21 protein-coding genes and 1 pseudogene are annotated in these 23,657 nt (G+C 68.4%); 9 read left to right on the forward strand and 13 right to left on the reverse strand.

The window, feature by feature from the left end; translation table 11 throughout:
- Positions 1-264: 264 nt before the first annotated feature.
- Together ACFWP5_RS37795 and ACFWP5_RS37800 are read left to right on the forward strand one after the other, a co-directional pair.
- Complete coding sequence (locus ACFWP5_RS37795) at positions 265-1,476, forward strand: pyridoxal phosphate-dependent aminotransferase (protein WP_384167421.1); 1,212 nt, start codon at positions 265-267, stop codon at positions 1,474-1,476.
- Positions 1,477-1,588: 112 nt separating this feature from the next.
- Positions 1,589-1,987, forward strand: coding sequence for a hypothetical protein (locus tag ACFWP5_RS37800; protein ID WP_384167424.1), 399 nt, complete (start codon positions 1,589-1,591; stop codon positions 1,985-1,987).
- Between the two features lie 86 nt (positions 1,988-2,073).
- Here the strand turns inward: ACFWP5_RS37800 and ACFWP5_RS37805 are convergent, their stop codons facing one another.
- Complete coding sequence (locus ACFWP5_RS37805) at positions 2,074-2,325, reverse strand: hypothetical protein (RefSeq protein WP_384167427.1); 252 nt, start codon at positions 2,323-2,325, stop codon at positions 2,074-2,076.
- Between the two features lie 261 nt (positions 2,326-2,586).
- On the opposite strand from ACFWP5_RS37805, the gene tnpA reads away from it, so the two are divergent.
- Positions 2,587-2,898 carry an IS200/IS605 family transposase gene (tnpA, locus tag ACFWP5_RS37810; protein WP_384167430.1) on the forward strand — a complete coding sequence of 104 codons (312 nt, stop codon included), beginning with the start codon at positions 2,587-2,589 and terminating at the stop codon, positions 2,896-2,898.
- A gap of 37 nt (positions 2,899-2,935) precedes the next feature.
- Positions 2,936-3,448 (forward strand): annotated as a pseudogene (locus ACFWP5_RS37815) (hypothetical protein).
- Between the two features lie 6 nt (positions 3,449-3,454).
- Here ACFWP5_RS37815 and ACFWP5_RS37820 read toward each other — a convergent pair.
- The 7 genes from ACFWP5_RS37820 to ACFWP5_RS37850 all read right to left on the reverse strand — a co-directional run bounded on the left by ACFWP5_RS37820 (position 3,455) and on the right by ACFWP5_RS37850 (position 10,734).
- Positions 3,455-4,621, reverse strand: a complete 1,167-nt coding sequence (locus ACFWP5_RS37820; RefSeq protein ID WP_384167433.1) for a hypothetical protein — start codon at positions 4,619-4,621, stop codon at positions 3,455-3,457.
- Positions 4,618-5,409 (reverse strand): PP2C family serine/threonine-protein phosphatase, encoded by a 792-nt coding sequence (locus ACFWP5_RS37825; RefSeq protein WP_384167436.1) that lies wholly within the window; start codon positions 5,407-5,409, stop codon positions 4,618-4,620. The genes ACFWP5_RS37820 and ACFWP5_RS37825 overlap by 4 nt, the downstream gene beginning before the upstream one ends.
- Positions 5,410-5,412: 3 nt before the next feature.
- Complete coding sequence (locus ACFWP5_RS37830; protein WP_384167438.1) at positions 5,413-6,174, reverse strand: VWA domain-containing protein; 762 nt, start codon at positions 6,172-6,174, stop codon at positions 5,413-5,415.
- A 32-nt stretch (positions 6,175-6,206) separates the two neighbouring features.
- Positions 6,207-7,145, reverse strand: coding sequence for a hypothetical protein (locus ACFWP5_RS37835; protein ID WP_384167441.1), 939 nt, complete (start codon positions 7,143-7,145; stop codon positions 6,207-6,209).
- A gap of 80 nt (positions 7,146-7,225) precedes the next feature.
- Positions 7,226-7,687, reverse strand: coding sequence for a hypothetical protein (locus ACFWP5_RS37840; protein WP_384167444.1), 462 nt, complete (start codon positions 7,685-7,687; stop codon positions 7,226-7,228).
- Positions 7,674-8,657 (reverse strand): serine/threonine-protein kinase, encoded by a 984-nt coding sequence (locus ACFWP5_RS37845; protein WP_384167447.1) that lies wholly within the window; start codon positions 8,655-8,657, stop codon positions 7,674-7,676. The genes ACFWP5_RS37840 and ACFWP5_RS37845 overlap by 14 nt, the downstream gene beginning before the upstream one ends.
- A 253-nt stretch (positions 8,658-8,910) precedes the next feature.
- Complete coding sequence (locus ACFWP5_RS37850) at positions 8,911-10,734, reverse strand: phosphoenolpyruvate carboxykinase (GTP) (RefSeq protein WP_384167450.1); 1,824 nt, start codon at positions 10,732-10,734, stop codon at positions 8,911-8,913.
- A gap of 329 nt (positions 10,735-11,063) precedes the next feature.
- Here ACFWP5_RS37850 and ACFWP5_RS37855 point away from each other — a divergent pair, with 329 nt between their 5' ends.
- From ACFWP5_RS37855 to ACFWP5_RS37875, 5 genes are all read left to right on the forward strand, one after another.
- Positions 11,064-11,777, forward strand: coding sequence for a hemolysin III family protein (locus ACFWP5_RS37855; protein ID WP_033285228.1), 714 nt, complete (start codon positions 11,064-11,066; stop codon positions 11,775-11,777).
- A 145-nt stretch (positions 11,778-11,922) separates the two neighbouring features.
- On the forward strand, positions 11,923-13,509 hold the full coding sequence (locus ACFWP5_RS37860) for an MFS transporter (protein ID WP_384167453.1): 1,587 nt from the start codon (positions 11,923-11,925) through the stop codon (positions 13,507-13,509).
- Entirely contained in the window at positions 13,506-14,138 is a 633-nt protein-coding gene (locus ACFWP5_RS37865) for a TetR/AcrR family transcriptional regulator (protein WP_384167457.1), read from the forward strand. The genes ACFWP5_RS37860 and ACFWP5_RS37865 overlap by 4 nt, the downstream gene beginning before the upstream one ends.
- A gap of 30 nt (positions 14,139-14,168) precedes the next feature.
- Positions 14,169-14,450, forward strand: a complete 282-nt coding sequence (locus ACFWP5_RS37870; protein WP_384167460.1) for a type II toxin-antitoxin system Phd/YefM family antitoxin — start codon at positions 14,169-14,171, stop codon at positions 14,448-14,450.
- Between the two features lie 180 nt (positions 14,451-14,630).
- The gene (locus tag ACFWP5_RS37875) at positions 14,631-14,735 is read left to right on the forward strand and encodes a type II toxin-antitoxin system RelE/ParE family toxin (protein WP_384167505.1); all 105 of its coding nucleotides are present in this window, start codon (positions 14,631-14,633) and stop codon (positions 14,733-14,735) included.
- A gap of 60 nt (positions 14,736-14,795) precedes the next feature.
- Here ACFWP5_RS37875 and ACFWP5_RS37880 read toward each other — a convergent pair whose 3' ends face one another.
- From ACFWP5_RS37880 to ACFWP5_RS37900, 5 genes are all read right to left on the reverse strand, one after another.
- Positions 14,796-17,198, reverse strand: a complete 2,403-nt coding sequence (locus tag ACFWP5_RS37880; protein WP_384167463.1) for a galactose oxidase-like domain-containing protein — start codon at positions 17,196-17,198, stop codon at positions 14,796-14,798.
- Positions 17,195-18,385, reverse strand: a complete 1,191-nt coding sequence (locus ACFWP5_RS37885; RefSeq protein ID WP_384167466.1) for a glycosyltransferase — start codon at positions 18,383-18,385, stop codon at positions 17,195-17,197. Before ACFWP5_RS37885 ends, ACFWP5_RS37880 begins: the two co-directional genes overlap by 4 nt.
- The gene (locus ACFWP5_RS37890; RefSeq protein WP_384167469.1) at positions 18,382-20,031 is read right to left on the reverse strand and encodes an ArnT family glycosyltransferase; all 1,650 of its coding nucleotides are present in this window, start codon (positions 20,029-20,031) and stop codon (positions 18,382-18,384) included. Before ACFWP5_RS37890 ends, ACFWP5_RS37885 begins: the two co-directional genes overlap by 4 nt.
- Positions 20,028-21,296 carry a glycosyltransferase gene (locus tag ACFWP5_RS37895; RefSeq protein ID WP_384167472.1) on the reverse strand — a complete coding sequence of 423 codons (1,269 nt, stop codon included), beginning with the start codon at positions 21,294-21,296 and terminating at the stop codon, positions 20,028-20,030. The genes ACFWP5_RS37890 and ACFWP5_RS37895 overlap by 4 nt, the downstream gene beginning before the upstream one ends.
- 191 nt (positions 21,297-21,487) lie before the next feature.
- The gene (locus ACFWP5_RS37900; RefSeq protein WP_384167475.1) at positions 21,488-23,515 is read right to left on the reverse strand and encodes a thioredoxin domain-containing protein; all 2,028 of its coding nucleotides are present in this window, start codon (positions 23,513-23,515) and stop codon (positions 21,488-21,490) included.
- Positions 23,516-23,657: the final 142 nt, after the last annotated feature.

Genomic DNA, 23,657 nt, shown 5'->3' on the forward strand with positions numbered 1-23,657 from the left:
CCACCTGGGGTGCGGCGACCGCGGGTGCCACGCCCGCCCCGGCTATGGCCAGAGTGGAGAGCGCGGCAAGGAGAGGCTTGTTCATGTGGGGGTCCCCTCTTATGACGAGGCGACCGGAGATCTTCCGGCCGCCGTCTTTTTGTCATGGGCATTGTGATCGTTGAGGGGGGAGGGAGCAAGGAGCGGTTTCCGGCCGTTCGCGACGCGTCTCATGTGGCGGAAAGCACGAGCCAAGTCTCGTTACCCCGCCGTAAGCTCACCGACATGCAGGTGATCCAGTCGACCAAGCTCTCCAACGTCTGTTACGAGATCCGGGGCCCGGTTCTCGAAGAGGCGATGCGTCTGGAGGCGGCAGGCCACCGCATCCTGAAGCTGAACACCGGGAATCCGGCCGCGTTCGGGTTCGAGTGTCCGCCCGAGATCCTGGAGGACATCCTCCGGAACGTGTCGTCGGCGCACGGGTACGGCGACGCGAAGGGGCTGCTGGCCGCCCGCCGCGCGGTCGTCATGCACAACCAGACCCTCGGCATCGAGACGGACGTAGAACACGTCTTCATCGGCAACGGCGTCTCCGAGCTGATCGTCATGGCGATGCAGGGGCTTCTCGACGACGGCGACGAGGTCCTCGTACCGTCGCCGGACTACCCCCTGTGGACCGCCGCCGTCTCGCTCTCCGGCGGGACCGCCGTCCACTACCGCTGCGACGAGCAGTCCGACTGGATGCCCGACCTCGCCGACGTGGAGCGGAAGGTCAGCGACCGCACCAAGGCGATCGTCATCATCAACCCCAACAACCCGACGGGGGCCGTGTACGACGAGGAGATGATCAGGGGCCTCACCGACATCGCCCGCCGCCACAACCTGCTCGTCTGCTCCGACGAGATCTACGACAAGATCCTCTACGACGGCGCCACGCACACCCCGACCTCGAAGGTCGCTCCGGACCTGCTGACCCTCACCTTCAACGGGATGTCGAAGGCGTACCGGGTGGCCGGGTACCGCGTGGGCTGGATGTCGATCTCCGGGCCGCGCGCGCACGCCGACTCCTACATCGAGGGTCTGACGATCCTGGCCAACATGCGGCTCTGCGCGAACATGCCCGGACAGCACGGGGTCGTCGCCGCGCTCAGCGGGCGGCAGACCATCAACGACCTGGTGCTTCCGGGCGGGCGACTGAAGGAGCAGCGGGATGTCGCGTACGAGCTGTTGACCCAGATCCCCGGCGTGACCTGCGTCAAGCCGAAGGGCGCGCTGTATCTGTTCCCGCGGCTGGATCCCCAGGTCTTCAAGGTCAAGGACGACCGGCAGATGGTGCTCGACCTGCTGCGCCAGGAGAAGATCATGGTCGTCCACGGCACCGGGTTCAACTGGTCCGAGCCCGACCACTTCCGGGTCGTGACGCTGCCGTCGGTCGGGGATCTGCGGGACGCGGTGACCCGGATCGGGAACTTCCTGGACGGGTACAGCCAGCCGTAAACCTCACGGGCCGGTTTTCTTGGTGTTTCTTCCGGCCAATTTTTCGGCCAGCACAACTTTAGACGAGATCTAAGCTAGGATGGTTTCCTGTCTGAGCACAGGAGACCATGCCATGTACGAACCGATCCGCACGAAGTCGGTCCACGCCACGGTGGCCCGCCCTTCCTCCGACTTTCCCCATCGGTCGCGTGAGGAGGAACTGGATATTCAGCTTGCGGGGCACCTTGCCGCGCTGCTTGCGGTGACTGATGAGTTGCGGGCGTTGGAGCCGTCCGACGAGCTGGATGTTGCTGCCGAGCGGATTGCCGCGCAGCTTGGTCGGTTGCGTGGTGGTGCCTCGCCCAGCCGGGCGGCCGCGGCCTCTTCTACGGCGCGTTTGGATGCCCTGCATCTGAGGGCTCACGCGCTTGCCGGGCGGGCGTTGGTTGTTGCGGCTTCTCGGGCGGATACGGCTGCGGCGATTTTGTCTGCCGAGCGGATGGATGCGCATGCGGTGACTGCGGTCGCCTGAGCTGCGGTGCCTATTCGCCGTAGGGGTTCAGCTTTCTTCTGCGGCTGCGGGTACGTCGTGGCTTGTCGCGCAGTTCCCCGCGCCCCTTACGGTATAGCCGCGCCCGTGTTGATCCGGGACCGGCACCACTTGACCTTCAGCTTGCCGACCTTGGCCACATAAACCGTGCCGTTCCCCTGAAGGCAGAAGGCATTGGTGTTGAGCCGGATCGACTGACGGGTGTCTTTCTTCGACTTGAACCGGGGCGGCCCGGCCTTCCGGCCCTGACGCTCGCCGTTGACCGAATCGAAGAAGTTCTTGTAGGCGGTGTCCAGGTCTCGAAGTGACTGTTGCAGCACAACCGCTGACACATCGGCGAGCCAGGCGCGTTCCTCGGTCCGCTTGGCCTGAGTGATGCGAAGCCGGACAACTCCGCCGACTTCACATACGGCAGCCCCACTGCGTGCGCTTCCTTCCGGTCACGCAGGCAGCCGTTCCACACCACTCGAGCCCGGTAGTTATGCGGAGCTGCACAACCGAGAGCCTAAAACAGTTGATCTCATTGATCCACAGAACGACAAAGGCTAGGCAGAAAGGCTGTTTCGGCAACGCATGCGCACTTGGTCTTTGTGACGAAGTACCGGCGCGGAGACTTCGACGACGAGATGCTCGCGTGCTGCGAAGAAATCATGCGCAAGGTGTGCCAACGCTTTGAGGCGGAGCTGAAGGAGTTCAACGGCGAACTCGATCACGTCCGCCTCCTGATCAACTACCCGCCCAAGGTGGCCGTCTCCAAGCTGGTCAACAGCCTCAAGGACGTCTCCTGCGGCGGAGCACCGTTGGCGATCGTCCGCCAGTACATCGACCACAGAAACATCCGCTCTGAGATTGCGCGTCAGAGCGGTCTCGAGAAGCGTTTCATCCCGGCGTGAACGCCGAGAGCTTCCTGCAAGATCCCCCAGTAAGTTCCTGGGCTACTTGGAGTCCCGCAAGAACCTCACCGGCAGCGCGTGCGGGCTCGTCGGGCTGGTGCTGACGTTCGTGGGTGCGGCGGGGCCGTACTGGCCGGTCGTGGTCGTCGGCCTGTGCCCAACTGGAGGAACTGCGCGACGACTTCGAGAAGCTCGGCGGCTATCTCACCGGTGTCGAGCTTCCCCCGGCCGCCGCGGGCCGGCTCACCGAGCTGACCCAACTCCTCGCCGGGCTCCTGGATCCGCAGGTCACCCACGACCTCGCACAGGATCCGGAGGGCGTGCACATCCTGTCGCGGGCGATCCGGCAGGACGTACCGGAGGCGGTCGACACGTTCGTACGGACGCGGTGGTGGCGCCGGGTACCGAGCCTCCGGAACGCCATCTGGAGCGGCAGTTGACGGTGCTTCGGGAAGAGGCGCAGGGGTTGGCGACGAGCCTGCGTGAGGTGGAGGCGCGGCGGCAGGAGTCGCACACGCGGTATCTGGAGGACCGGGGGCGCTCCACCTGACCTGGGTCAACGGTTGCTCAGAGCGCCCAGCACGATGAGCACCAGGACGAGCGCGAACAGTACGCCCACCACCTTCAGGGGGCCGAACCGTTGGCTCTGCGCGTCCCCCGGCGGTGGCGGTACCGGCACGGGCGGCCGTACCGGCAGGTTGAACACGTCGTGTCCGGTCACCGCGGCCCTCGTGCACCACGGGCAGGTCGGGAGGTGGGAGCCGTAGGCGTGCAGGGGGCGGCCCTGGCAGACCTGGACGCGCGAACGCTCCTGGTCGAGGGCGCGTAGCCAGACTTCCGGGGTGGGGCGGGCGGACGGTGCGTGAACGCCCGCGCCGAAGGCCGTGTGGGCCAGGGTGAGGAGGCCCGGCGGCAGGACCGAGGGGTCGACGGTGCCGCGTGGGATGACGACCGACTCGGGGCGGACGACGTAGGAGACGCTCGCGGCGATGTTGTCCTTGACCGTGGACTCGGGGGTGCTGTCGTGCGGGACGCCCCCGAAGGGGTGATTGCCTGCCGTGAGGAGTTGGTAGATCAGCACCGCCAGCGCGAAGTTGTCGCTCTCCTCGGTGGCCGCGGCGCCCGACTGGCGTTCCGGTGAGGAGTAGTCGGTGGTGTGCATCAGACACGGGAAGGGCTCGCCAGTGACCGGGTCGGTGAAGGCGATGGAGTCGCAGTCGAGGAACGTGACGAAGCCGTTGGCGTCGACGACGACGTTGCTGCTGGAGAAGTCGCCGATGACGAGTTGGTCGTAGTGCATGCGGGCGGTCATGAAGGCGAGGTTCCAGGCGACGCCGAGCAGGAAGCGCCAGTCCGCGCGGTCGCCGAAGAGGCGCAGGCGCTGGGCGCGGGTGAACAGGCCCACCAGTTGGACATGCTGGGGTTCGCCGAAGCGGCGCATGGCGTAGCCGAGGAAGGTGTCGTCGGGGCCGCGGGCGATGGCGGTGGGCCAGGCGAGTTCGGGTGGCTGGTTGGCGTCGGTGGGGCGGGTGGCCAGGGGTGACATGGTCAGCATGCGGGCCAGGCGGCGTTCCAGGTCGGGGCCGGGGCGGTCGCGGTAGAGCTTGACGACGATGGTGTCGTCCCCCTCGACGGGGAAGACGGCCGCCTGTCCGCCGCCCTTGAGCGGGAGTTCGGCGAGCGTGACGGGCTTGCCGTCCAGGTAGACCGTGCGGCCGCTCACGGGGTCACCGCGCGCACGGCCCGCAGCAGGGTCTTGTCGTCGGCGTTGAGGCTGGTCAGCCGGTCCGACCTGAGGAGGGCGGCGAGGCTCTCGTGCGCGCTGTCGGTCACCGGTCCCGGGGTGTCGAGGGAGCGGAACACGGCTTCCACGAAAGAGGTGTTGGGCTGGGGCGGGCCGCCGCCGGAGAGCGACAGCGCGGCCTGCGCGAGGCCGTCGGTGGAGAGCAGCACGCCGTCGACGCGCGGGTCCGCCACGCAGTCGGTGCGCAGGCGGCGGGGTGCGTCGGGTGAGGTGAGGAAGACGGTCTCGTTGCTGTACTCGCTGACGGCGGGCGGCTGCGGGAGGAGGTGGAACTGCCGTTCCCCGTCCTCCGTTCCGGCGCGTACGACGACGAAGCCGTCGCCGACGCTGAGATGGCCCAGCCAGCCGGGGGTGAGGACCACGACGGTGAGGGTCGTGGCGTAGTCGGGGGCCGTGCTGCCGTAGGTGTCCAGGAAGATCTTGCTGACGTCGTGGAAGGCGTCCGCGAGGAGGTCGTGGACTTCCTCGCCCGGCGGGCAGCCGGACGCGGCGGCCGCCCGGCGGCGGAAGTGCTCGGCCGCCAACTCGACGGCGTGCAGGGCTCCTTGGTCGGAGTGCGGGCGGCTGCCCGCGCCGTCCGCGACGGCGAGGACGGACACGGACGCGGACGCCGTGTAGGTGCAGGCGTCCTGGCAGGGCGTGCCGGTACGGCGGTGCCGGTAGCCCTCGACGCTCAGGCCGTGGATGCGCCAGGGCGAGTCGGCCACCGCTCAGCTCTCCCAGGCCGGGCGCTGTGTCTTGAACTGGCTGAAGATCTTCTCGAAGACCTCGTCGCCCGCGCCCTTCTGCTCGGCGTTCGCGCTGGCCGACATCATCTGCAGCAGCTCGCGGAACGGGAAGCCCTGGATGCGCGCGTTGAACTTCGGCGCGAACGCCTGCAACACCTGCTCGCCGCGGTCCGTGATGCCGCCGACGCCGATCGCGTAGAGCCGGAAGCGGCGGGCCTGTTGCTGCTCGGCGAGGACGGGGATCAGCCGGTGCCAGGAGTCGGTCATGTGACCGGTGCTGTCGGTGGGGAGGCCGTCGGTGACCAGGCAGATCTGCGGGCGGTAGTACTGGAGTCCGGAGGCGCGCAGCTCCGCCTTGCGGGCGGCGACGACGTGCATGGCCAGCTCCAGCGCCTCCGTCATCAGGGTGACGCCGGACGCGCTGAACCGGGGTGCCTGGAAGGCGTGCGCGGGCACGAAGGGGCTCACCGGGGCGCGTGGGTCGAGGAGTTGGGGCCCGCGCCAGGCGCCGACGCCCCGGCCGCCGAAGGTGATCACGGCGACCTCGACGCTGTAGCTGAGGGCGACGTCGTCGTGGAGTTCCCGGGTCCACTCGGCGAGCGCGTCGTTGAGGGTCTGAATCGGCGCCCCCGCCATGGAACTCGAGGTGTCGAGGCACAACACCAACGGCAGCCGTTGCGCGTTGTTCTCGAACTCGATGTCGGCGTACTCCGCCGGCATCGTGGGCGGATATTCGCTGTGCATGGCGTCTCCTGGTCGACCGGGCGGTACGGGGGTCACGAGCTGCCGCGGGCGTGATGCCGGGCGGCGGGCGGGAAGGCGTACAGGACGTCGGAGTCGGGTTCGTGGGCGTCGGTGACCTCGACGTACGCGCCGGGCACGGGCGGCGTCCGGTCCGGTTCGGCCCACACCGCGCGGTACAGGGCGTGATCGAGTTCGACGTAGCCCTGCGGGCGAAGTGCCGTACGCACGACGGCTGTTCGGGACGGGCCGGTGCGCGGGCCGACCCGGCGGCCGTAGGAGGAAGGGGCCGGTGCGGGCGGGACGGGCCGCAGTCTGGTGGTGGCCTCCTCGGGTCCCTCCGGGTCGATGTCGGCGGACAGTGCGCCGGCGCCCGCCGCGGCCGTGGCGCGGGAGCGGCGGACCGCCAGGAGGAGGACGAGGAGCAGGAGGAGGAGTACGGCGGTCAGGGCGACGAGCAGGAGGCGCCGGTAGTCGGTGGACTCACGTTCTCCCACGGTGAAGGTGTGGGTGCCGAGGTCGGCGACACCCACCTGTTTGTCGATCAGTTGACGGCCGGTGAGCGAGGACTGCCGGAGCGCCTTGCACACGTCGTTGCAGGGGCCGAGGTCGTTCAGCGTCTTGGTGCTCAGCCGGTCGATCCGCGCGTCCGGGTCGACGAGCCGGTGGCCGGCCAGGACCAGCAGGACGGCGCCGCCCTGGCCGGTGTGGACGCCCGAAGGGATCTGCACCTGAAGGTTCTTGAGGTTCCGGCCGACGGCGGTCTTCCGGTCCCGCTGACTGCCGTCGAAGTCGAGGGGCTTGTTCAGGGTGACCGTGGTGACGACGGTGCCGTCGCCGAGCGCGTCCGTCCAGCAACTCAGGCGCGCCGGAAAGTCCTTGTCGCAGGGCGGACCCGCGGCGCTCGCGGGCACCGCGGGAATCACGGCGGCCAACAGGCCGAGCAGCAAGGCAGTGAAGAACGTACGTCTCATGACGACCCCCCGTTGGCGCCCATAGTGGAGGCAACAGGCCGGTGGCCGAAAGGGGTTGACTGAGAATGCTCAATTCACTTCTACAGCTGGAAAACCTGATGACAACGGGTGAACATCTGTCGCGCCCGTTCCACCCAATCACTGGCCAGAACATCGAAATCGGCCTGGCTGATCCGGCAGGTCAGCGGGAGGTCGCAGACCCCGGCGAGGCACGGTCCCGGTCCGCGCACGTCCCACACCGAGAGCATGGGATTCAGCTGTTCGGTGTTCCACGCGTTCGACGCGGCGGCGGCGATCGCCAATTGATCCTTGCGCAGAGAATGACCGTCGGTGACAAAGGCGACGAGGAGTCTTTTCGTGGTCATGAAACGCACGGTGAGGGTGCGCCCCGACGCCTCTAGATCGAATTGCAGGGAGACGGAATCGACATCGCTCTCGACGTGGTAATTCCGGCGGGCGCCCCAGTTGTGCGTCAACTGCCGCCAGGACGAACCGATGTCGTAGTCCCGGCCGGGCGGGAGGGAGGCCTCAGGCGTCGCCACGGGCCACCGCCCCCGTGATCATGTCGTCGGTGAGGCCCGCGTCCAGCAGGGCCTGCGCGTGCAGCAGCAGACAGGACGGCACCGGCAGGCTGGTGCCGCCCCCGCGCCGGGCCGCCAGCTCGCTGCGGCGGACCTCGATCGTGCGGGCCACGGCGGGCGGCGGCCAGGTCGCGGGGCGCGGCTGCGCCAGCAACTCGCCCAGCAGGACGTCCAGTCGGGGCCGGTCCTCGGGCCGCTTGGCCAGACACCGCGCGAGCAGCGGCCGTATCCCCGGTGGTACGCCGTCCAGTTCGGGTTCGCGGTGCACGACCCGCAGGCTCACCGCCTCCCCCGCGCCGAACGGCGGGCGGCCGGTCAGCGCGTACACCAGGACACCGCCGAGGGAGAACACATCGCTGGGCGGGCCGATCGGCGCCGCCGTCATCTGCTCCGGCGACATGAACGGCGGGGTGCCCACCACGATCCCGGCCTGGGTGAGGCTCGGGGCGCCCTCGACGCGGGAGATGCCGAAGTCGATGACGCGGGGGCCGTCGGAGGCGAGCAGCACGTTGGCCGGCTTGAGGTCGCGGTGGACCAGGTTGGCCGCGTGGATCGCCTGCAAGGCCTCGACGAGGAACGCGCCGAGCCTGCGGACCTGCGCCTCGGGCAGCGGACCGTCCGATCTGACGGCCTCGGCGAGGGAGGGCCCGGGCACGTACATCGTTGCCAGCCAAGGGAGTTCGGCCTCGGTGTCCGCGTCGACGACGGCCGCCGTGTAGGCGCCGCTGACCAGCCGGGCGGCGGCGACCTCGCGGGCGAAGCGCTCGCGGAACTCGCTCTCCGCGGCCAATTCGGGCCGTACGACCTTCACCGCCACCTCACGGCCGGCCGGCGAACGGCCGAGATACACCCATCCCATCCCGCCGGAGCCGAGCCGCCCGGTGATCCGGTACGGCCCCACGCTCAGGGGATCGCTGACCGGTGTGCGCACCCCGCTCACCTCACTTCGGGGTTCGTTGCAGGTTGTCCCGAGTGTCCCCCGAAATCCCGCCTTGGGCAGGGGAGATGCGCGAAATGGCGGCCAGGACCACGCCGTAGCGCCTCTGTGGTGTATGAGCACCGGGCAGGGCCCCGCACGCCGTTGTGCGGGGCCCTGCCCGGTGTACTGCCACCGCGGCCGGCCTGTGACGACATTGCTGGTCAGGGCACAATCGGCGGCCGGCCGCGGAGTTTTCGTCGGGTTCCTAACCCAGGCGCTCCACCAGCGCGCGGTACTCGTCCCACAGTTCCTTCGGTGTGTGGTCGCCGAAGGTGTTGAGGTGGTCGGGGACCAGGGCGGCCTCCTCGCGCCACACGTCCTTGTCGACGGTGAGCAGGAAGTCCAGGTCGGACTCGGAGAGTTGGAGCCCCTTGGTGTCGAGGGCGCCCTTGGCCGGCAGCACGCCGATCGGGGTCTCGACACCCTCGGCGCGGCCGTCGAGGCGCTCCACGATCCACTTCAGGACACGGCTGTTCTCGCCGAAGCCTGGCCACACGAACTTGCCCGCGTCGTTCTTGCGGAACCAGTTCACGTAGTAGATCTTCGGGAGCGTCGCCTGGTCCCGGCCCTTGGCCACATCGACCCAATGGCCCATGTAGTCACCCATGTTGTAGCCGCAGAACGGCAGCATGGCGAAGGGGTCGCGGCGCAGCTCGCCGACCTTGCCCTCGGCGGCGGCGGTCTTCTCGGAGGCCACGTTGGCGCCGAGGAAGACGCCGTGGTTCCAGTCGAAGGACTCCGTCACCAGCGGTACGGCGGACGCGCGCCGGCCGCCGAACAGGATCGCCGAGATCGGCACGCCCTTGGGGTCCTCCCACTCGGGCGCGATGATCGGGCACTGCGAAGCGGGCACCGTGAAGCGGGCGTTGGGGTGGGCGGCGGGCGAAGTGGACTCCGGCGTCCAGGAGTTGCCCTTCCAGTCCGTGAGGTGGGCCGGAGTCTCCTCCGTCATCCCCTCCCACCAGATGTCGTTGTCGTCGGTCAACGCCACGTTGGTGAAGACGGAGTTGCCCCACAGCGTCTTCATCGCGTTGGCGTTGGTGTGCTCGCCGGTGCCGGGCGCGACGCCGAAGAAACCGGCCTCGGGGTTGATCGCGTAGAGCCGGCCGTCCTCCCCGAACCGCATCCAGGCGATGTCGTCACCGATCGTCTCGACGGTCCAGCCGGAGATGGTGGGCTCCAGCATCGCGAGGTTGGTCTTGCCGCAGGCGCTCGGGAAAGCGGCGGCGACGTACTTCGACTCCCCCTGCGGCGGGGTGAGTTTGAGGATGAGCATGTGCTCGGCGAGCCAGCCCTCGTCCCGCGCCATCACGGAGGCGATGCGCAGGGCGTAGCACTTCTTGCCCAGCAGCGCGTTGCCGCCGTAGCCGGAGCCGTAGGACCAGATCTCGCGGCTCTCGGGGAAGTGCGAGATGTACTTGGTGGAGTTGCACGGCCACGGCACGTCCGCCTCGCCCTCGGCCAGCGGCGCTCCGAGCGTGTGCACAGCACGCACGAAGAATCCGTCGGTACCGAGTTCGTCGAGGACGGGCTGCCCCATGCGGGTCATGGTGCGCATGGAGACGGCGACGTAGGCGGAGTCGGTGATCTCGACGCCGATCGCGGAGAGGTCCGAACCGAGGGGGCCCATGCAGAACGGGACGACGTACATCGTCCGGCCCTTCATGGAGCCGCGGAAGATGCCCTTTTCTCCCGCGAAGATGTCCCGCATCTCGGCGGGCGCCTTCCAGTGGTTGGTGGGGCCCGCGTCCTGCTCCTGCTCGGAGCAGATGAACGTCCTGTCCTCGACCCGGGCGACATCGGTCGGGTCGGAGGCGGCGTAGTACGAGTTGGGGCGCTTGATCGGGTCGAGCTTCTTGAAGGTGCCCTTTTGGACGAGCTCCTCGCTGAGCCGCTCGTACTCCGCTTCGGATCCGTCACACCAGACCACGCTGTCCGGTTGCGTCAGTTCTGCGATCTCGTTCACCCACGAGACCAGTTCTTTGTGTTCGGTGGGAATGGCAGGGGGAGCCGCGATGTCGCGCGCCACGATTGCTCCTACGGTGAGGGATTTTGTCCTGGTTGCCCCGTGGGGGCCGCGACCCGGATGCTTCACGATGGTCGATCTTGGCGCTCATCCGGTGCCGACCGCACTCATTTGATCATCCGACGCACCCGCCCATATGTCCAGAGGGCCTCACAGACGAGCGACGTGAGGATCGCCACTCATCGGCCACTCATCGACATGTTTTCCGTGCGTCACCACCGCTTCACCCCGGGTACCCGGATGTCGGCTACGCATGAGAGAGTGGCCACTTCTGGCCCCTCATCTCGCCACACTGATACGTAACTTACGGTTCCGTAGGTACGATTGAGCGCATGACTGCGTCCGTCCCCGACGCGCACACGGACACGCCGACAGACGGCCACGGTCCCTCCGCGCTCTCCCTCCCCGACCATGTCAAACCGAAGCTGCGCGGCTGGCTGCACCTGGGCATGTTCCCGGCCGTCCTCGTCTCGGGCCTGGTGCTCACCGCTCTCGCCGACACACCCCGGGCCCGTATCGCCTGCGGGATCTTCGCCCTGACGGCCTGCCTGCTCTTCGGGGTCAGCGCGCTGTACCACCGGGGCGACTGGAGCCCGCGCATGGACGGTGTCCTGCGCAGACTCGACCACGCCAACATCTTCCTGATCATCGCGGGCACGTACACGCCCCTGACGATGCTGCTGCTGCCGGGCGCCAAGGGCGAATGGCTGCTGTGGAGCATCTGGGGCGCGGCGGCGGCCGGTATCGCCTTCCGCGTCTTCTGGGTCGGCGCACCGCGCTGGCTCTACACCCCCTGCTACATCGCGATGGGCTGGGCGGCCGTCTTCTTCCTGCCCGACTTCATGCGCACGGGCGGCATCGCCGTCTTGGTCCTGGTGGTCGTCGGCGGGCTGCTCTACAGCGCGGGCGGCGTGATCTACGGCATCAAGCGCCCGAACCCGTCACCGCGCTGGTTCGGTTTCCACGAGGTCTTCCACTCCCTCACAGTGGCGGCCTTCCTCGTGCACTACGTCGGGATCTCCCTGGTGGCGTACCAGCACGGGTAGCACCTGAGGCACCTCTCGTTCATGGCCACGGCTTTCGAGCCGTGGCCATTTTTCATGCCCGATTTCCCGCCAGTCGCCCGATCGCCATGTTTTGACAGTCGATCCCGGTTGACATCAATCATCTTTTGAGAGCTACTCTCATTTCATGGCTACTGTCACTCAACACAACGACGTGCGGCGTGACCCGCGCCGCTGGTGGGCCCTCGGGGCTCTGGTCGCGAGCATGCTCACGCTCGGCTTCGACACGACGATCCTCAATGTCGCCCTGCCCACGATGGCGGGCCAACTCGGCGCCACCACCGGCCAGCAGCAGTGGATGGCGGACGCGTACGTGATCGTCTTCGCGGCCCTGATGCTCCCGGCGGGCCTGCTCGGCGACCGCTTCGGACGGCGCCGCATGCTGATCGTGGGGCTCGGGATCTTCCTCGCCGGTTCTGTGGCGGGCGCCCTGGCCGGCGACGTCAACTGGGTCATCGCGGCCCGCACGGTGATGGGTGTCGGCGCGGCCCTGGTCACCCCGCTCGCCCTGTCCGTGCTGCCCTCGCTGTTCGGCCCCGACGAGCGCACCAAGGCCGTCGGCATCATCTCCGCGGCCTCGTCGCTCGGGCTGCCGCTCGGCCCGATCATCGGCGGCTGGCTGCTCAACCACTTCTGGTGGGGCTCGGTCTTCCTGGTCAACATCCCGATGGCCGCGATCGGCATAGCGGCCTGCGTCTTCCTGCTGCCCGAGACCCGCGACCCCGCCTCGCCCAGGGTCGACACCCTCTCCACCGCGTTCACGGCGGCCGGCCTCGGCGCCCTCATCTACGCGATCATCGAGGCGCCCAGCCGCGGCTGGGGCGACCCGCTGATCGTGGGCATGCTCATCGGATCCGCGATCCTGATCGCCGCGCTCGTGCTGCGCGAGCGGCGCATGGAACGCCCGATGCTCGACATGACCCTGCTCCGCCACCGCGGCTTCCTCTTCAGCTCGATCGCGGCGACCCTGGTGATGTTCGTCCTGTCCGGCCTGCTGTTCGTGCTGCCGCAGTACCTCCAGGCGGTGCTCGGCCACGACGCCCTCGGCACCGGCGTCCGGCTGCTGCCCATGATGGGCGGCCTGATCGTCGCGGCCCGGGCCGCACAACCGCTCGTCAACAAGTTCGGTTCCCGTGCCGTGGTCTGCGCGGGCCTGGTGGTCCTGGCCTTCGCCGCCCTGCTCGGCAGCCGTACGACCGTCGACTCCGGCTACGGCTTCACCGCGCTGTGGCTGTCCATCACCGGCTTCGGCTTCGGCTCCTCGATCGTCCCCGCGATGGACGGCGCGCTGGGCGCCCTGCCCCGCGACCGGGCCGGCAGCGGTGCCGGGCTCCTCATGACCATGCGCCAGGTCGGCGCCGCGATCGGCATCGCCCTGCTGGGCAGCCTGCTCGCGAGCACCTTCCGCGACCGCCTCGACGTCACCGGCCTGCCCGCGAAGGCGGCCGACACGGCCGGGGAGTCCGTCGTAGCGGCGCACATCGTCGCGCAGAAGACCGGCTCGGCCGACCTCGTCTCCTCCGCGAACAGCGCCTACGTCCACGGCATGGGCGTGGTCCTGCTGGTGTGCGGCGTCGCCGCCCTCGTCACCGCCCTGCTGTCCGCGGCGTTCCTGCCGAACACGCCGGCCGCGCCCACCAAGAAGGAGGACGGGAACGAGGACGAGGACACCACCGCAGCCGTGGCCATCGCTGTGGCGGATGCCGGACAATGAGCAGCATGACGGCCGCACCCTCCCCCTTCAGCCCCGCCGACCGCCCTCAACTGGGCCTCCGCGAGCGCAAGAAGATCAAGACCCGCGAGGCGATCCGCACCGCGACGTACGCACTCGTCAAGGAACAGGGGTACGACGCGACGACGATCGAGCAGATCGCCGAGCGCGCCGAGGTGTCGCCGTCGACCGTCTTCCGCTACTTCCCGACCAAGGAAGACATCGTCATCACGGACGAGTTCGACCCGATCATCATGGAGGAACTGCGGGCCCGCCCCGCCGACGAACCGTGGATGGTCACCCTCCGGTACGTGATCCGCAAGGCCATCCAGTTCGGCCTCAAGGAGGACGAGGAGACGTCCCGGCTGCGGACCCATCTGATGGTCCAGGTCCCGGCGGTGCGCTCACGGATGATGGAGAGCATGTCGGTCACCGGCAACATGCTCTGCCAGGCCATCGCCGAGCGCACCGGCCGGGACCCGGAGAGCCTGGAGGTACGGGTCTACGCCATGTCGATCGTCGGCGGCCTGATGGAGACGTCCCTGTACTGGGCGGAGAACGGCCACCGGGAGGACTTCTCGGTGCTGGTGGAACGCACGATGGAAGTGCTGGAGCACGGGCTTCCCGAGTAGGCCGAGATATACATCTGATACATCTGTGACATGAGTGAGCCGGTGATTGAGCCCATGGCCGACGTCCGCAAGCACCTGGCCGACGTCATCGACCGCGCCCACCGTGACGAGACCCCGACGATCATCACCCGGCGCGGCAGGCAGGAGGCGGTGGTCATCGGCATCGACGAGTACCGGCGCCTGCGCGAACTCGAAGAAGAGACCGAGGATTCCTGGCTGAACCGGCTGGCGGACGAAGCCGAGGCCGAGGGGCGCGACGGCTCCGTCTCCGTTGAGGAGATGGCCGCCGCGCTCCGCTCCCACCACGCCTGATTCCGATGGGGTACGTCAGGCTGTTCACGCCGCACACCCAGCGAGACCTGCTCAAGATTCCCCGGCCGGACGCCCTGCGCATCCTCCACCGGCTCACCGAGTTGCAGAGGGCCCTCGACGCGGACGACACCTCGGCCCTCGACATCAAGGCCCTCCAGGGGGCACAACGCCCGCTGGCGCCTGCGCGTCGGGGACTTCCGCGTCGTGTGCACCGTCGAGGACGGCCAACTGGTCGTGTGGGTGCTGTCCGTCGGCCATCGCCGGGACGTCTGTCGAAACCTGTGAACCCGGCGAGGGCCCGCACCCCCAACAGGCGCGCGCCCTCGCCGAGTTCGTGGGCGATGGCTAACTCTTCTTCACGTCACCCTTCCCGCAGGCCACCCCGTCCCTGTTCGGGTCGAGCCGCAGCGGATCGTCCTTGCCGTTGACCTTCAGGCGGCCGTAGTCGTTCTGCTGAAGCCAGGTGCAGCGGGCGGCAGTTGACTTCTTGACCTCCGCCGGGAAGACCGTCGGTACGCAGACGTTGATCGTGCCGTAGTGGCGGTCGCAGCCGGAGATGGTCGTGCTGACCTTCTGCGAGGCGCGCTTCTTGCCGGGCTCGGTGACCTTGCCCGCCAGGGAGTCCGCGAAGGAGTGGACGTGGGCCGAGGCGTCCGAGGCGCTCAGCGCCGAAGGGCCTTGCAGATGGACCCACTTGGCCACCGACGGGACCCCGTTGGCGTCGACCGCGAAGAGCATGTACCAGCCGGGCGGCGCCAGGTTGGGGTTGCTCGTCACATTCAGGTCGACCGTGTTGCCGTTCACCGACAGCGGCAGGTCCACGAACCGCTGGTTCGGGTCCGAGGAGTGCGTGACCGCCGCTGGGCGGATCAACTCGGCCTTGGCGATGGGCCGGTCGACGGTGATCGTCTGGGTGTCGCCGTACTCCCACTCGTTGTCGATCACCGAAGTGATCATCGGACGCGTGCCCTTGAGGAGATACGGCGGTGTGTAGATCGACACGTTGTGGTTCCAGGTGCCGTTGCCCGGGTTGTCACCGGTCGACATCACCCGGCCGTCCGGCAGCAGGAACGACGAGGAATGGTAGCCGCGCGCCTCGGGATCGGCGGCCACCGGATCGAACGTCGTGGTCGCCGGGTCGAAGATCGACGCCTCGTAGACGGGGTTCGCGCGGTTGTGCAGCCCACCGCCCGTCTCCAGCACCGTGCCGTCCGGCAGGACTACGGCGGACACGTACACCTTGCCCTGGGCGCCGGTCTCGGCCACCGGACCGTTGCCCAAGTCGACGGTCCCCTGCGGGATTTGGGGGCCCACCGTGTACGTCGGGTTCGCGGCCTTGAGGTCGATGATGTCGGTCAGCCGGTTCGCGTCCGGGTTGGAGTCGATGTTGCCGCCGCCGATGGTGAGGACCTTCTGGTCCTGCGCCGGAGGCAGCAACACGCTTGCGGACTGGTCACGTTGGTCCTTGTTCTGGAGCCCCGAGACCGACGTGATCGTGTTCGCGCCGTAGTCGTAGATCGCCGAACCCGTCCCCGGGATGTTGTTCCCGAAGACGTGGCTGCCCGTGTAGAAGAGCCGGCCGTCCTGCATCAGGACCATCGACGGGTACAGGCCCCAGTACGACCACGTCTGGTTGACCTGCGACAACGGCAGCCACTTCTGCTGGGCGTCCGACCAGTACTCGGCGGTCACCGAACCCGTCGAGTCCTCGCGCAGCCCGCCGAAGGAGATGACGTCACCGTTGCCGAGTTCGGTCGCCGACGGATACCAGTGCCCGTCGTTGAGGTCGTTCGTCTTGCTGTACGTCTCGGTCACCGGGTCGAAGATGTACGAGTCCTTGTAGCCCTCGTAGCCGTGCCCGCCCGCCACCGGGAACGCCTTGTTGCCGCTCAGCACCAGCACCCGGCCGTCCTGCAACTGGATGTGCCCCGAGCAGAACATGTCCTTCGGCGTCGGGATCACCTTGTACGTCCCGGCGACCGGGTCGTACACCGCACTCGTGAACGTCCCCGCGTTGAAGTTCTCCTCGCTGTTCCCCGAGCCCGCGATCAGCAGCACCTTGCCGTTGTTGAGGACGACGGAGTGCATCGAGCGCACCGGGTTCTGCGTCGGGAGTACGTCCCAACGCCCGTTCGCGCACTGCTCGGCGGTGGCCGTGCAGGTCGCGGGTGGGAGCGTGTCCGGGACCTGGTCCATCGTGTAGTCGTCGGTGGTCGCGGACCCGGTGCCGTAGACCGAGACACCCCACGTGATCCGGTCGGTACCGGCCGGGACTTCAGGCGTACGGACCGAGGCCTGGGTCCAACTGCCCTGCATCTCCAGGGTCTTGAGGTCGGTCCAGTACTGCCAGCCGGCCGTCGCGTCGTGCCGGAACAGCGTGATGTTCGCGTCCGGCGTGGTCGTCTTGTACCAGAGCCCGAGGTCGTACTGCTTGCCCGCCGTCACCACCGGCGCGCACCCCGTCGACTCGGTGATCAGCGCCTTGCGGTCGCCGTCCACCCGCCGCGTCACGGTGACCTTCATGGCCTTCGAACCGGAGTGCGCGTCCGAAGTCGTGGAGAAGTCAAAGTCGTTGTCGCCCCAGCCGGACTTCTCCCAGCAGGACGGCATCCCGTCACCGCCGGCCGTCTCGAAGCCCGGGTTGAGGACGAGGTTCGCGGCCTCGGCGGACTGCGGCGAGGTGAGCAGCAGCCCGACGGTCAGCGTCCCCACCCCGAGGAACGCGGTTCTTCTGCGGTACTTGTTCACTCGGCTCTCCTTGGTGCTGTACGACTCCCCTTGCGACTCGGGAGGTAGACCAGCGCTTCGGTCCCGACGAAGCGCAGGACGAATGTCATGACCAGCGCGAGCGCGGTCGCCGACACAGCGCCCATGCCGAACTTGTGGATGAACAGGGCGATCAGCGGGATCCGCAGCACCAGGTCGGCGTTGGCGAGCAGCGCGAACCGGCCTGCCCGGTCCCACCAGTTGCGGTGCCGGCGCCGGTCGCGGAACAGCAGGTGCTCGATGAGCAGGAAGTTCCATGCCACGCCGAGCTGGTTGGCGAGGATCTCGGCGGGGACGTAGTGCATGCCCGTCTTGGTGAGCGCCCACAGGCCGACCAGGTTCGGCACGAAGCCGGTGGCGCCGATCAGACCGAAGACCACCATGCGCGCGACCGGCGAGGCGGTGCGCAGGCCGAGCAGATGGCGCAGGAAGCGAAAGCCTTCCTGCGCCGTCGACTTGGACTCCCCGGCGAACCGGTCCTGGAAGACGAACGGCACCTCGGTGACCTCGCGCGGACGGCTGCGTACGGCGAGTTCGAGCAGGATCTTGTAGCCGAGCGGCTTGAGCGCCTCCGCCGTCACCGCGCTGCGCCGGATCGCGAAGAAGCCGCTCATCGGGTCGCTGATGCCGCGCAGTTTGCGCGGGAAGAGCGTCTTGGTCAGCCAGGTCGCCCCGCGCGACACGGCGATGCGGTATCCGCCGGCGAGCCCCTCGCGGCTGCCGCCCTTGATGTACCGGGAGGCGACGACGAGCCCGGCGTTCGTCCGCTCGCCCGTGCCCACCAACTCCGGTACCAGGGACGGCGGATGCTGCAGATCGCCGTCCATGACGACGATCCAGTCGGACGACGCCGCCTTGATCCCCTCGACGACGGCGCCGCCGAGCCCGCCGACCGGCTCCTCCCGGTGCAGCACGGTGACCGGGAACGGGCAGTCCTGTGCCGCCGCGGAGATCACCTCGGGGGTGTCGTCAGTGGAGTCGTCCACGAAGACGACCTCACAAGGCAGCTTGGTCGGCACGGATTCGGTGATCCGGCGCAGCAACTCCCGTACGTTCGCCGACTCGTTGAAGGTCGGTACGACGATGGTGACGGCACCGGGCTCGGCAATTTCGGCGCCGCGTACGGCCGGATCGCCCAACTCCCCGGGGACAGTGGACTCTTGGCTCATCGCTGGGCTCCCACGGTCTCTCGCTGGATCTGCCGGATCTCGATGCGGTCGTTGCCGGTGCCGAAGGTGGCGACCGGGGTGGAGTGCTGGATCGCCGCCTTGACGTTGGGCAGGTCGACCGCGTCGCGCCGTACCGTCGGGGAGGCCACCACGTAGTCGATGTCCTTCCAGCCGTGCGGCATCGTCTTGGTGACGGCGGGGTCGAGGTCGGCCTTGTAGAACCAGATGACCCCGAGCCCGGGCCGGTACCCGGCGTGCACCAGGTCCAGCCAGAGCGCGTCGTCGACGAGGACGCGGGTGTCCTTGGGGTCGGCGACCTCGGTGGACAGCCACTTCGAGGCGGCCCGGTAGGGGGCGTTGGCGTCGGTGGTTATGGAAGTGCGGTCGCCGTCGTACCACTTCGGTACGACATAGGCGCCGGCGGCGATCGCCAGGACCACGGCGAGCGTGTACCGGCCCCCGGTGACGTACCGTTTCTCCCCCTCGCGCCGCCGTCTGCGCAGCACCGCGTGGGCGACGGAGGCGGTGCCCCCGGCCAGCACGAGCGCGAGGAAGGGCAGCGCGCCGATGATGTACATCGCGGGCAGATAGCCGTTGGGCCGCATCGAGACCAGGGCGAGGATCGCCACGGTCATGGCCGGTCCGGCGAGCGAGCGGGCGGTGACCGACCAGCGCCAGGTGACCAGCAGGAGCAGCGCCCCGGCGAGGCCGCCGAGCGGCAGGACACGGTCGTAGTACAGCCAGGAGTGGAGGACGCCGTACGAGCCCGTCCCCTGGTCGAGGATGAAGCCCGAACCCGGCCTGGTCATCTGGTACTTGAGGCCGTCCCACAGGGAGACATGGCCACTCCCCGGCACCAACTCGCCCTTGAGCAGGGCGAAGAGGGGGTACGAGAAGCCGATCAGGACGCAGGCTGTGATGGCTCCGGTGAGCGCGAACTTGCGGGTGTCGCGGTGTCCGTGGCGCCACATGGTGAGCAGCAGCGCGGGCAGGATGACGAGCATCGTCTCCTTGGTGAGGACCGAGGCCGCGCCGGCCAGACCCGCTCCAAAATGGTGCCAGAGATGGCGACTTGGGGATGCGGCCAGGCAGAACGCGACCAGCATCCACATCACGGCGATGTTGTCCAGGAAGATCTCCCGCTGGAGGATCACGGACAGCGGGGACAGCCCGAAGAGCAGCATGCCGAGTGCGGCCGCCCAGCGCGGCAGGGACAGCCGGCGGCCGAGGACGTAGACGAGGATCGCGCTGATCGCGCTGATGACCAGCATCGCGAGGCGCATGGTGCCGACGGTCATCGAGCCGGGGCTGAAGTGCGCGGGGATCCAGGTGAGCAGGGCGATCTGGATCCAGCCGAGGGGCGGGTGGTCGTACCAGTAGGTGTAGTGGGCCAGGCCGGTGCCCTGTTGGACGGCCCAGGCCTGGGCGAGGTAGGTGCCCTCGTCGTCGCTGAGTGTCGGGTAGTCGGCGATGTTCCAGCCCTGCACGACGAGGATCACCGCGAGGAGGAGGCCGCAGAGGAGGAGGTCGGGCCGGGAGGAACGGAGCCTGCCCGGTGGTGCCGTTCGACCTGCCGAACCGGTTTCAGGCGCAGGCTGCCGCTGCGCGGGGACCGTGGTGGTCACCGCGGGAAGTGTGGAAGTCACGCAGGAACGTCCTCTCGGATCACTGCGGTTTCGGTGAGGTGCGCGCCGACATGGGACGTCAACTCCCAGTCGTTCCTGCCGCGTTGCTCACGCCACACTGCGCGAATCGCGGCTCCGGCGAGGAGCACCTGGTAGAAGGGGCCGCCCACGACGAGCTTCAGATAGTGGACGGCGCGGACACGAAGTCCGTACTGCTTGCCGAAGTCGTGCAGTCCGACGATCTCGAAGACGAAGGTGACGGCGGCGGTGACCAGCGGCAGGAAGGTGAGGAAGGCGATGCCCACCGGCACGTCCAGGAAGAGCGCGACCGCCGCGTTGAGCGGGATGATGACCCCGGAGAAAGCCTGCAGGAACGGCGTCATCAGCGTGTAGCGGGCGAGCAACCGCTGCCCGAATCCCGGGAGTTGCTTCCAGTCCTTCTTCCGGTAGACCTGAAGGAAGCCCTGGTTCCAGCGGGTTCGCTGCTTCAGCAACGACATCAGCGAGCCGGGGGTCTCCTCCCGGGTCACCATGTCGGAGTCGTAGGCGACGACGACCTTCTTGCCGACACTGGACAGCCGGACGCCCAGATCGCAGTCCTCGGCAAGGCAGTTGGGGTCCCAGCCGTCGGCCTCGCGCAGGACGTCCGTCCGCACGAAGACGGTGTTGCCGCCCAGCGGGATGAACCCCTTCTGCGCGTGCAGATGAAGGCGCGACCGGAACCAGAAGAAGTACTCCAGGCAGTTGCGCAGGCTGTACCAGCTGGAGTTGAAGTTGATCAGCTGCACCCCGCCCTGCACGACGTCCGCGCCGGTGGTGCGGAACGCGTGGTCGACGTGGGCGAGCAGCGCCGGATGGACCTGGTCCTCGGCGTCGAAGACCCCGACGACATCGCCGCGGCAGTGCGGCAGCGCCGTGTTCATGGCCTTCGGCTTGTTCTTCTTCTCGTGGGTGTCGACGACGACCCGGACGCGCGGATCGCGCTCGGCGGCGCTGTTCGCCACCGCCGCGGTCTCGGGGTCGTCGTGCCCCACGATCACGATGATCTCGAAGTCGGTGTGCGTGGACTCCAGCAGCCGCTGGATGGTGTGGTCGAGCACGGCCTGTTCGTGCCGGGCCGGCAGCAGCAACGAGAACGAGACGTGCTCGTCCCCGTCCGGTCTGCTGAATCGGGTGGAGGCGAGCACTTCGGGCGTACGCCACGCGTGCATCTGCCACCACAGGGTGAAGGCGGCCATCCAGAACAAGGCCAGCGAAACGACAGCGATGAAGACAGACGTCAGCAACAGATCCCCCCAGATCCCAATACCCCCTGGCGCGACGGTGAGTTACATACGTCGCGTCACGGGGCCGAGACTATGGGTGATCTGTGAAGTGGACAGGTGATTTCAGTGAAGAGCGTGTTTCATCACAATGAGACTCGCACGTGAGCATTTCTCGCACTGGTCGCGTTTGGGATGGTTACGACCCTGACGTTTCACCTGGTCAGCGCGGCTCGCAGCCGTTCCGGGTCGGTCGTCGGCGCGTCACAGGTGAAGTTACGGCAGACATACGCGGCCGGTCCACCGTCGACCAGGGGCCGGCCGGCGAGCAGCGGCAGCTCGTCACTCCCAGCGACCCCGAACGCGACCACGGCCCCGGGCGCGGTCCCCAGAAGTGCCGTACGGTGCAGGGTTTTTGCGGCCTCGTCGCCGAGAGAGGGCCCTACGACGGCGACCTCACGCGGCCCGTCGAGGTACGCCTCGGCGACCGCGAGCCCCCACCCGATGAACCGCGGCACCCGCGGCCCGAGCGCCTTCACAACCCCCAACGCCCGCTCGGCGGCGGTGCGATGGGGCTCGGCACCGGTCTGAGCCGCGTAACTCAGCAGCGCACCCGCTGCGGCGGTCCAGCCGGACGGGGTGGCGTTGTCGGTCGGATCCTGCGGCCGACGGATCAGCCGCTCGGCGTCGGCGGCGGTGTCGTAGAGCGCCCCGGATTCATCGACGAACCCGGCGAGCACGTGGTCGAGCAGGAACCCGGCGAACTCCAGCCAGACCCCCTCCCCCGTGACCGACGCCAGCGCGAGGAAGCCCTCCGCGACATCGGCGTAGTCCTCCAACACCCCGGCGTTCGCCCCGACGTGGCCGTCCTTGCTGGTGCGGGCGAGCTTGGCGTGCTCGTCCAGATGCAGGCGTACGAGGAGATCGGCGGCGGAGACGGCGGCCTCGACCAGGTCGGGGCGGTCGAAGTAGGCGCCGGTCTCGGCGAGTGCGGCGATCGCGAGGCCGTTCCAGGCGGCGACCACCTTGTCGTCACGGCCGGGGGCGGGGCGCTGCGAACGGGCGGCGAGGAGACGGCTCTTGACCGACTCGATCTTCTCGGCGTCGAAGACACCTTCGTGCTGCGGGAGTTGGAGGACGGACTGCCCCTCCTCGAAAGTCCCTTCTTCCGTCACGCCGAAGTAGTGGGCGGCGAGTTCAGCATCCGCCTCGCCGAGGACCTCGGTGAGCTGCTCGGGCGTCCAGACGTAGTAGGCACCTTCGACGTGCTTACCGGTCCCGTCGTCGCTGTCGGCGTCGAGAGCGGAGGCGAACCCGCCCTCGTTGGTGCGGAGTTCACGCACGATGAAGTCGGCGGTCTCCACGGCAACCCGCCGGGCCGGCTCGGAACCGGTGCTGCGCCACAGGTGCGCGTAGACACGGCAGAGCAGGGCGTTGTCGTAGAGCATCTTCTCGAAGTGCGGGACGACCCACTCGCGGTCGACGGAGTAGCGCGCGAAGCCGCCCGCGAGCTGGTCGTAGATGCCGCCGCGGGCCATCCGCTCGCAGGTGTCCCGTGCCATCTCCAGGGCGCCCTCGGCACCGGTGCGGGCGTGGTGGCGCAGCAGGAACTCAAGCGCCATGGACGGCGGGAACTTGGGCGCGCCGCCGAATCCGCCGCGCTGCGGGTCGTACTCCCGCGTGAGCCCGAGGAGTGCGCCGGACAGCTCCTCCTCGCCGGGGGCCTCGGTGCTGCCGTAGTCGATCTCGCGCTGGGACAGGTCCCGTGTGATCTTCCCGGCGACCTCGGCGACCTCGTCCCGCCGGTCGGTCCAGGCGCTGCGCACGCCTTCGAGGACCTGACGGAAGGAGGGCATGCCGTGGCGGGGCGCGGGCGGGAAGTACGTCCCGAAGTAGAAGGGCTCGGCGTCCGGCGTGAGGAACACGGTCATGGGCCAGCCGCCCTGGCCGGTGGCCGCCTGGACGGCCTCCATGTAGACGGCGTCGACGTCGGGGCGTTCCTCGCGGTCGACCTTGACACTGACGAAGTGCTCGTTGAGGTAGTCGGCGGTGGGCTGGTCCTCGAAGGACTCGTGGGCCATGACGTGGCACCAGTGGCACGCGGAGTAGCCAACCGACAGCAGGATGGGCACATCGCGCCGCCGTGCTTCTTCGAAAGCGTCCGGTGTCCAGGGCCACCAGTCGACCGGATTCTCAGCATGCTGAAGCAGATAAGGCGAGGTCACACCAGCCAGCCGGTTCATACGGCCCAGCCTCTCACAATGCCCAACCCCGCCGGTGGGGACGCCCGAGCTCCGCCTCGCCCGGCCGAACCGCACCGAGTGCGCACCCATACGACCTGGTCCACGAACCCCGAGGCATACCACCGGGCGACGCCGGCACCGG

Source organism: Streptomyces sp. NPDC058469 (assembly GCF_042721125.1).
Taxonomy (GTDB): domain Bacteria; phylum Actinomycetota; class Actinomycetes; order Streptomycetales; family Streptomycetaceae; genus Streptomyces.

Bases quoted from the DNA above. Each gene is read 5' to 3' on its own strand.
- ACFWP5_RS37795 (WP_384167421.1), top strand. From the start codon at position 265: ATGCAGGTGATCCAGTCGACCAAGCTCTCCAACGTCTGTTACGAGATC.
- ACFWP5_RS37800 (WP_384167424.1), top strand. From the start codon at position 1,589: ATGTACGAACCGATCCGCACGAAGTCGGTCCACGCCACGGTGGCCCGC.
- ACFWP5_RS37830 (WP_384167438.1), bottom strand. From the start codon at position 6,174: ATGCACAGCGAATATCCGCCCACGATGCCGGCGGAGTACGCCGACATC.
- ACFWP5_RS37835 (WP_384167441.1), bottom strand. From the start codon at position 7,145: ATGAGACGTACGTTCTTCACTGCCTTGCTGCTCGGCCTGTTGGCCGCC.
- ACFWP5_RS37855 (WP_033285228.1), top strand. From the start codon at position 11,064: ATGACTGCGTCCGTCCCCGACGCGCACACGGACACGCCGACAGACGGC.
- ACFWP5_RS37860 (WP_384167453.1), top strand. From the start codon at position 11,923: ATGGCTACTGTCACTCAACACAACGACGTGCGGCGTGACCCGCGCCGC.
- ACFWP5_RS37865 (WP_384167457.1), top strand. From the start codon at position 13,506: ATGAGCAGCATGACGGCCGCACCCTCCCCCTTCAGCCCCGCCGACCGC.
- ACFWP5_RS37870 (WP_384167460.1), top strand. From the start codon at position 14,169: ATGAGTGAGCCGGTGATTGAGCCCATGGCCGACGTCCGCAAGCACCTG.
- ACFWP5_RS37885 (WP_384167466.1), bottom strand. From the start codon at position 18,385: ATGAGCCAAGAGTCCACTGTCCCCGGGGAGTTGGGCGATCCGGCCGTA.
- ACFWP5_RS37900 (WP_384167475.1), bottom strand. From the start codon at position 23,515: ATGAACCGGCTGGCTGGTGTGACCTCGCCTTATCTGCTTCAGCATGCT.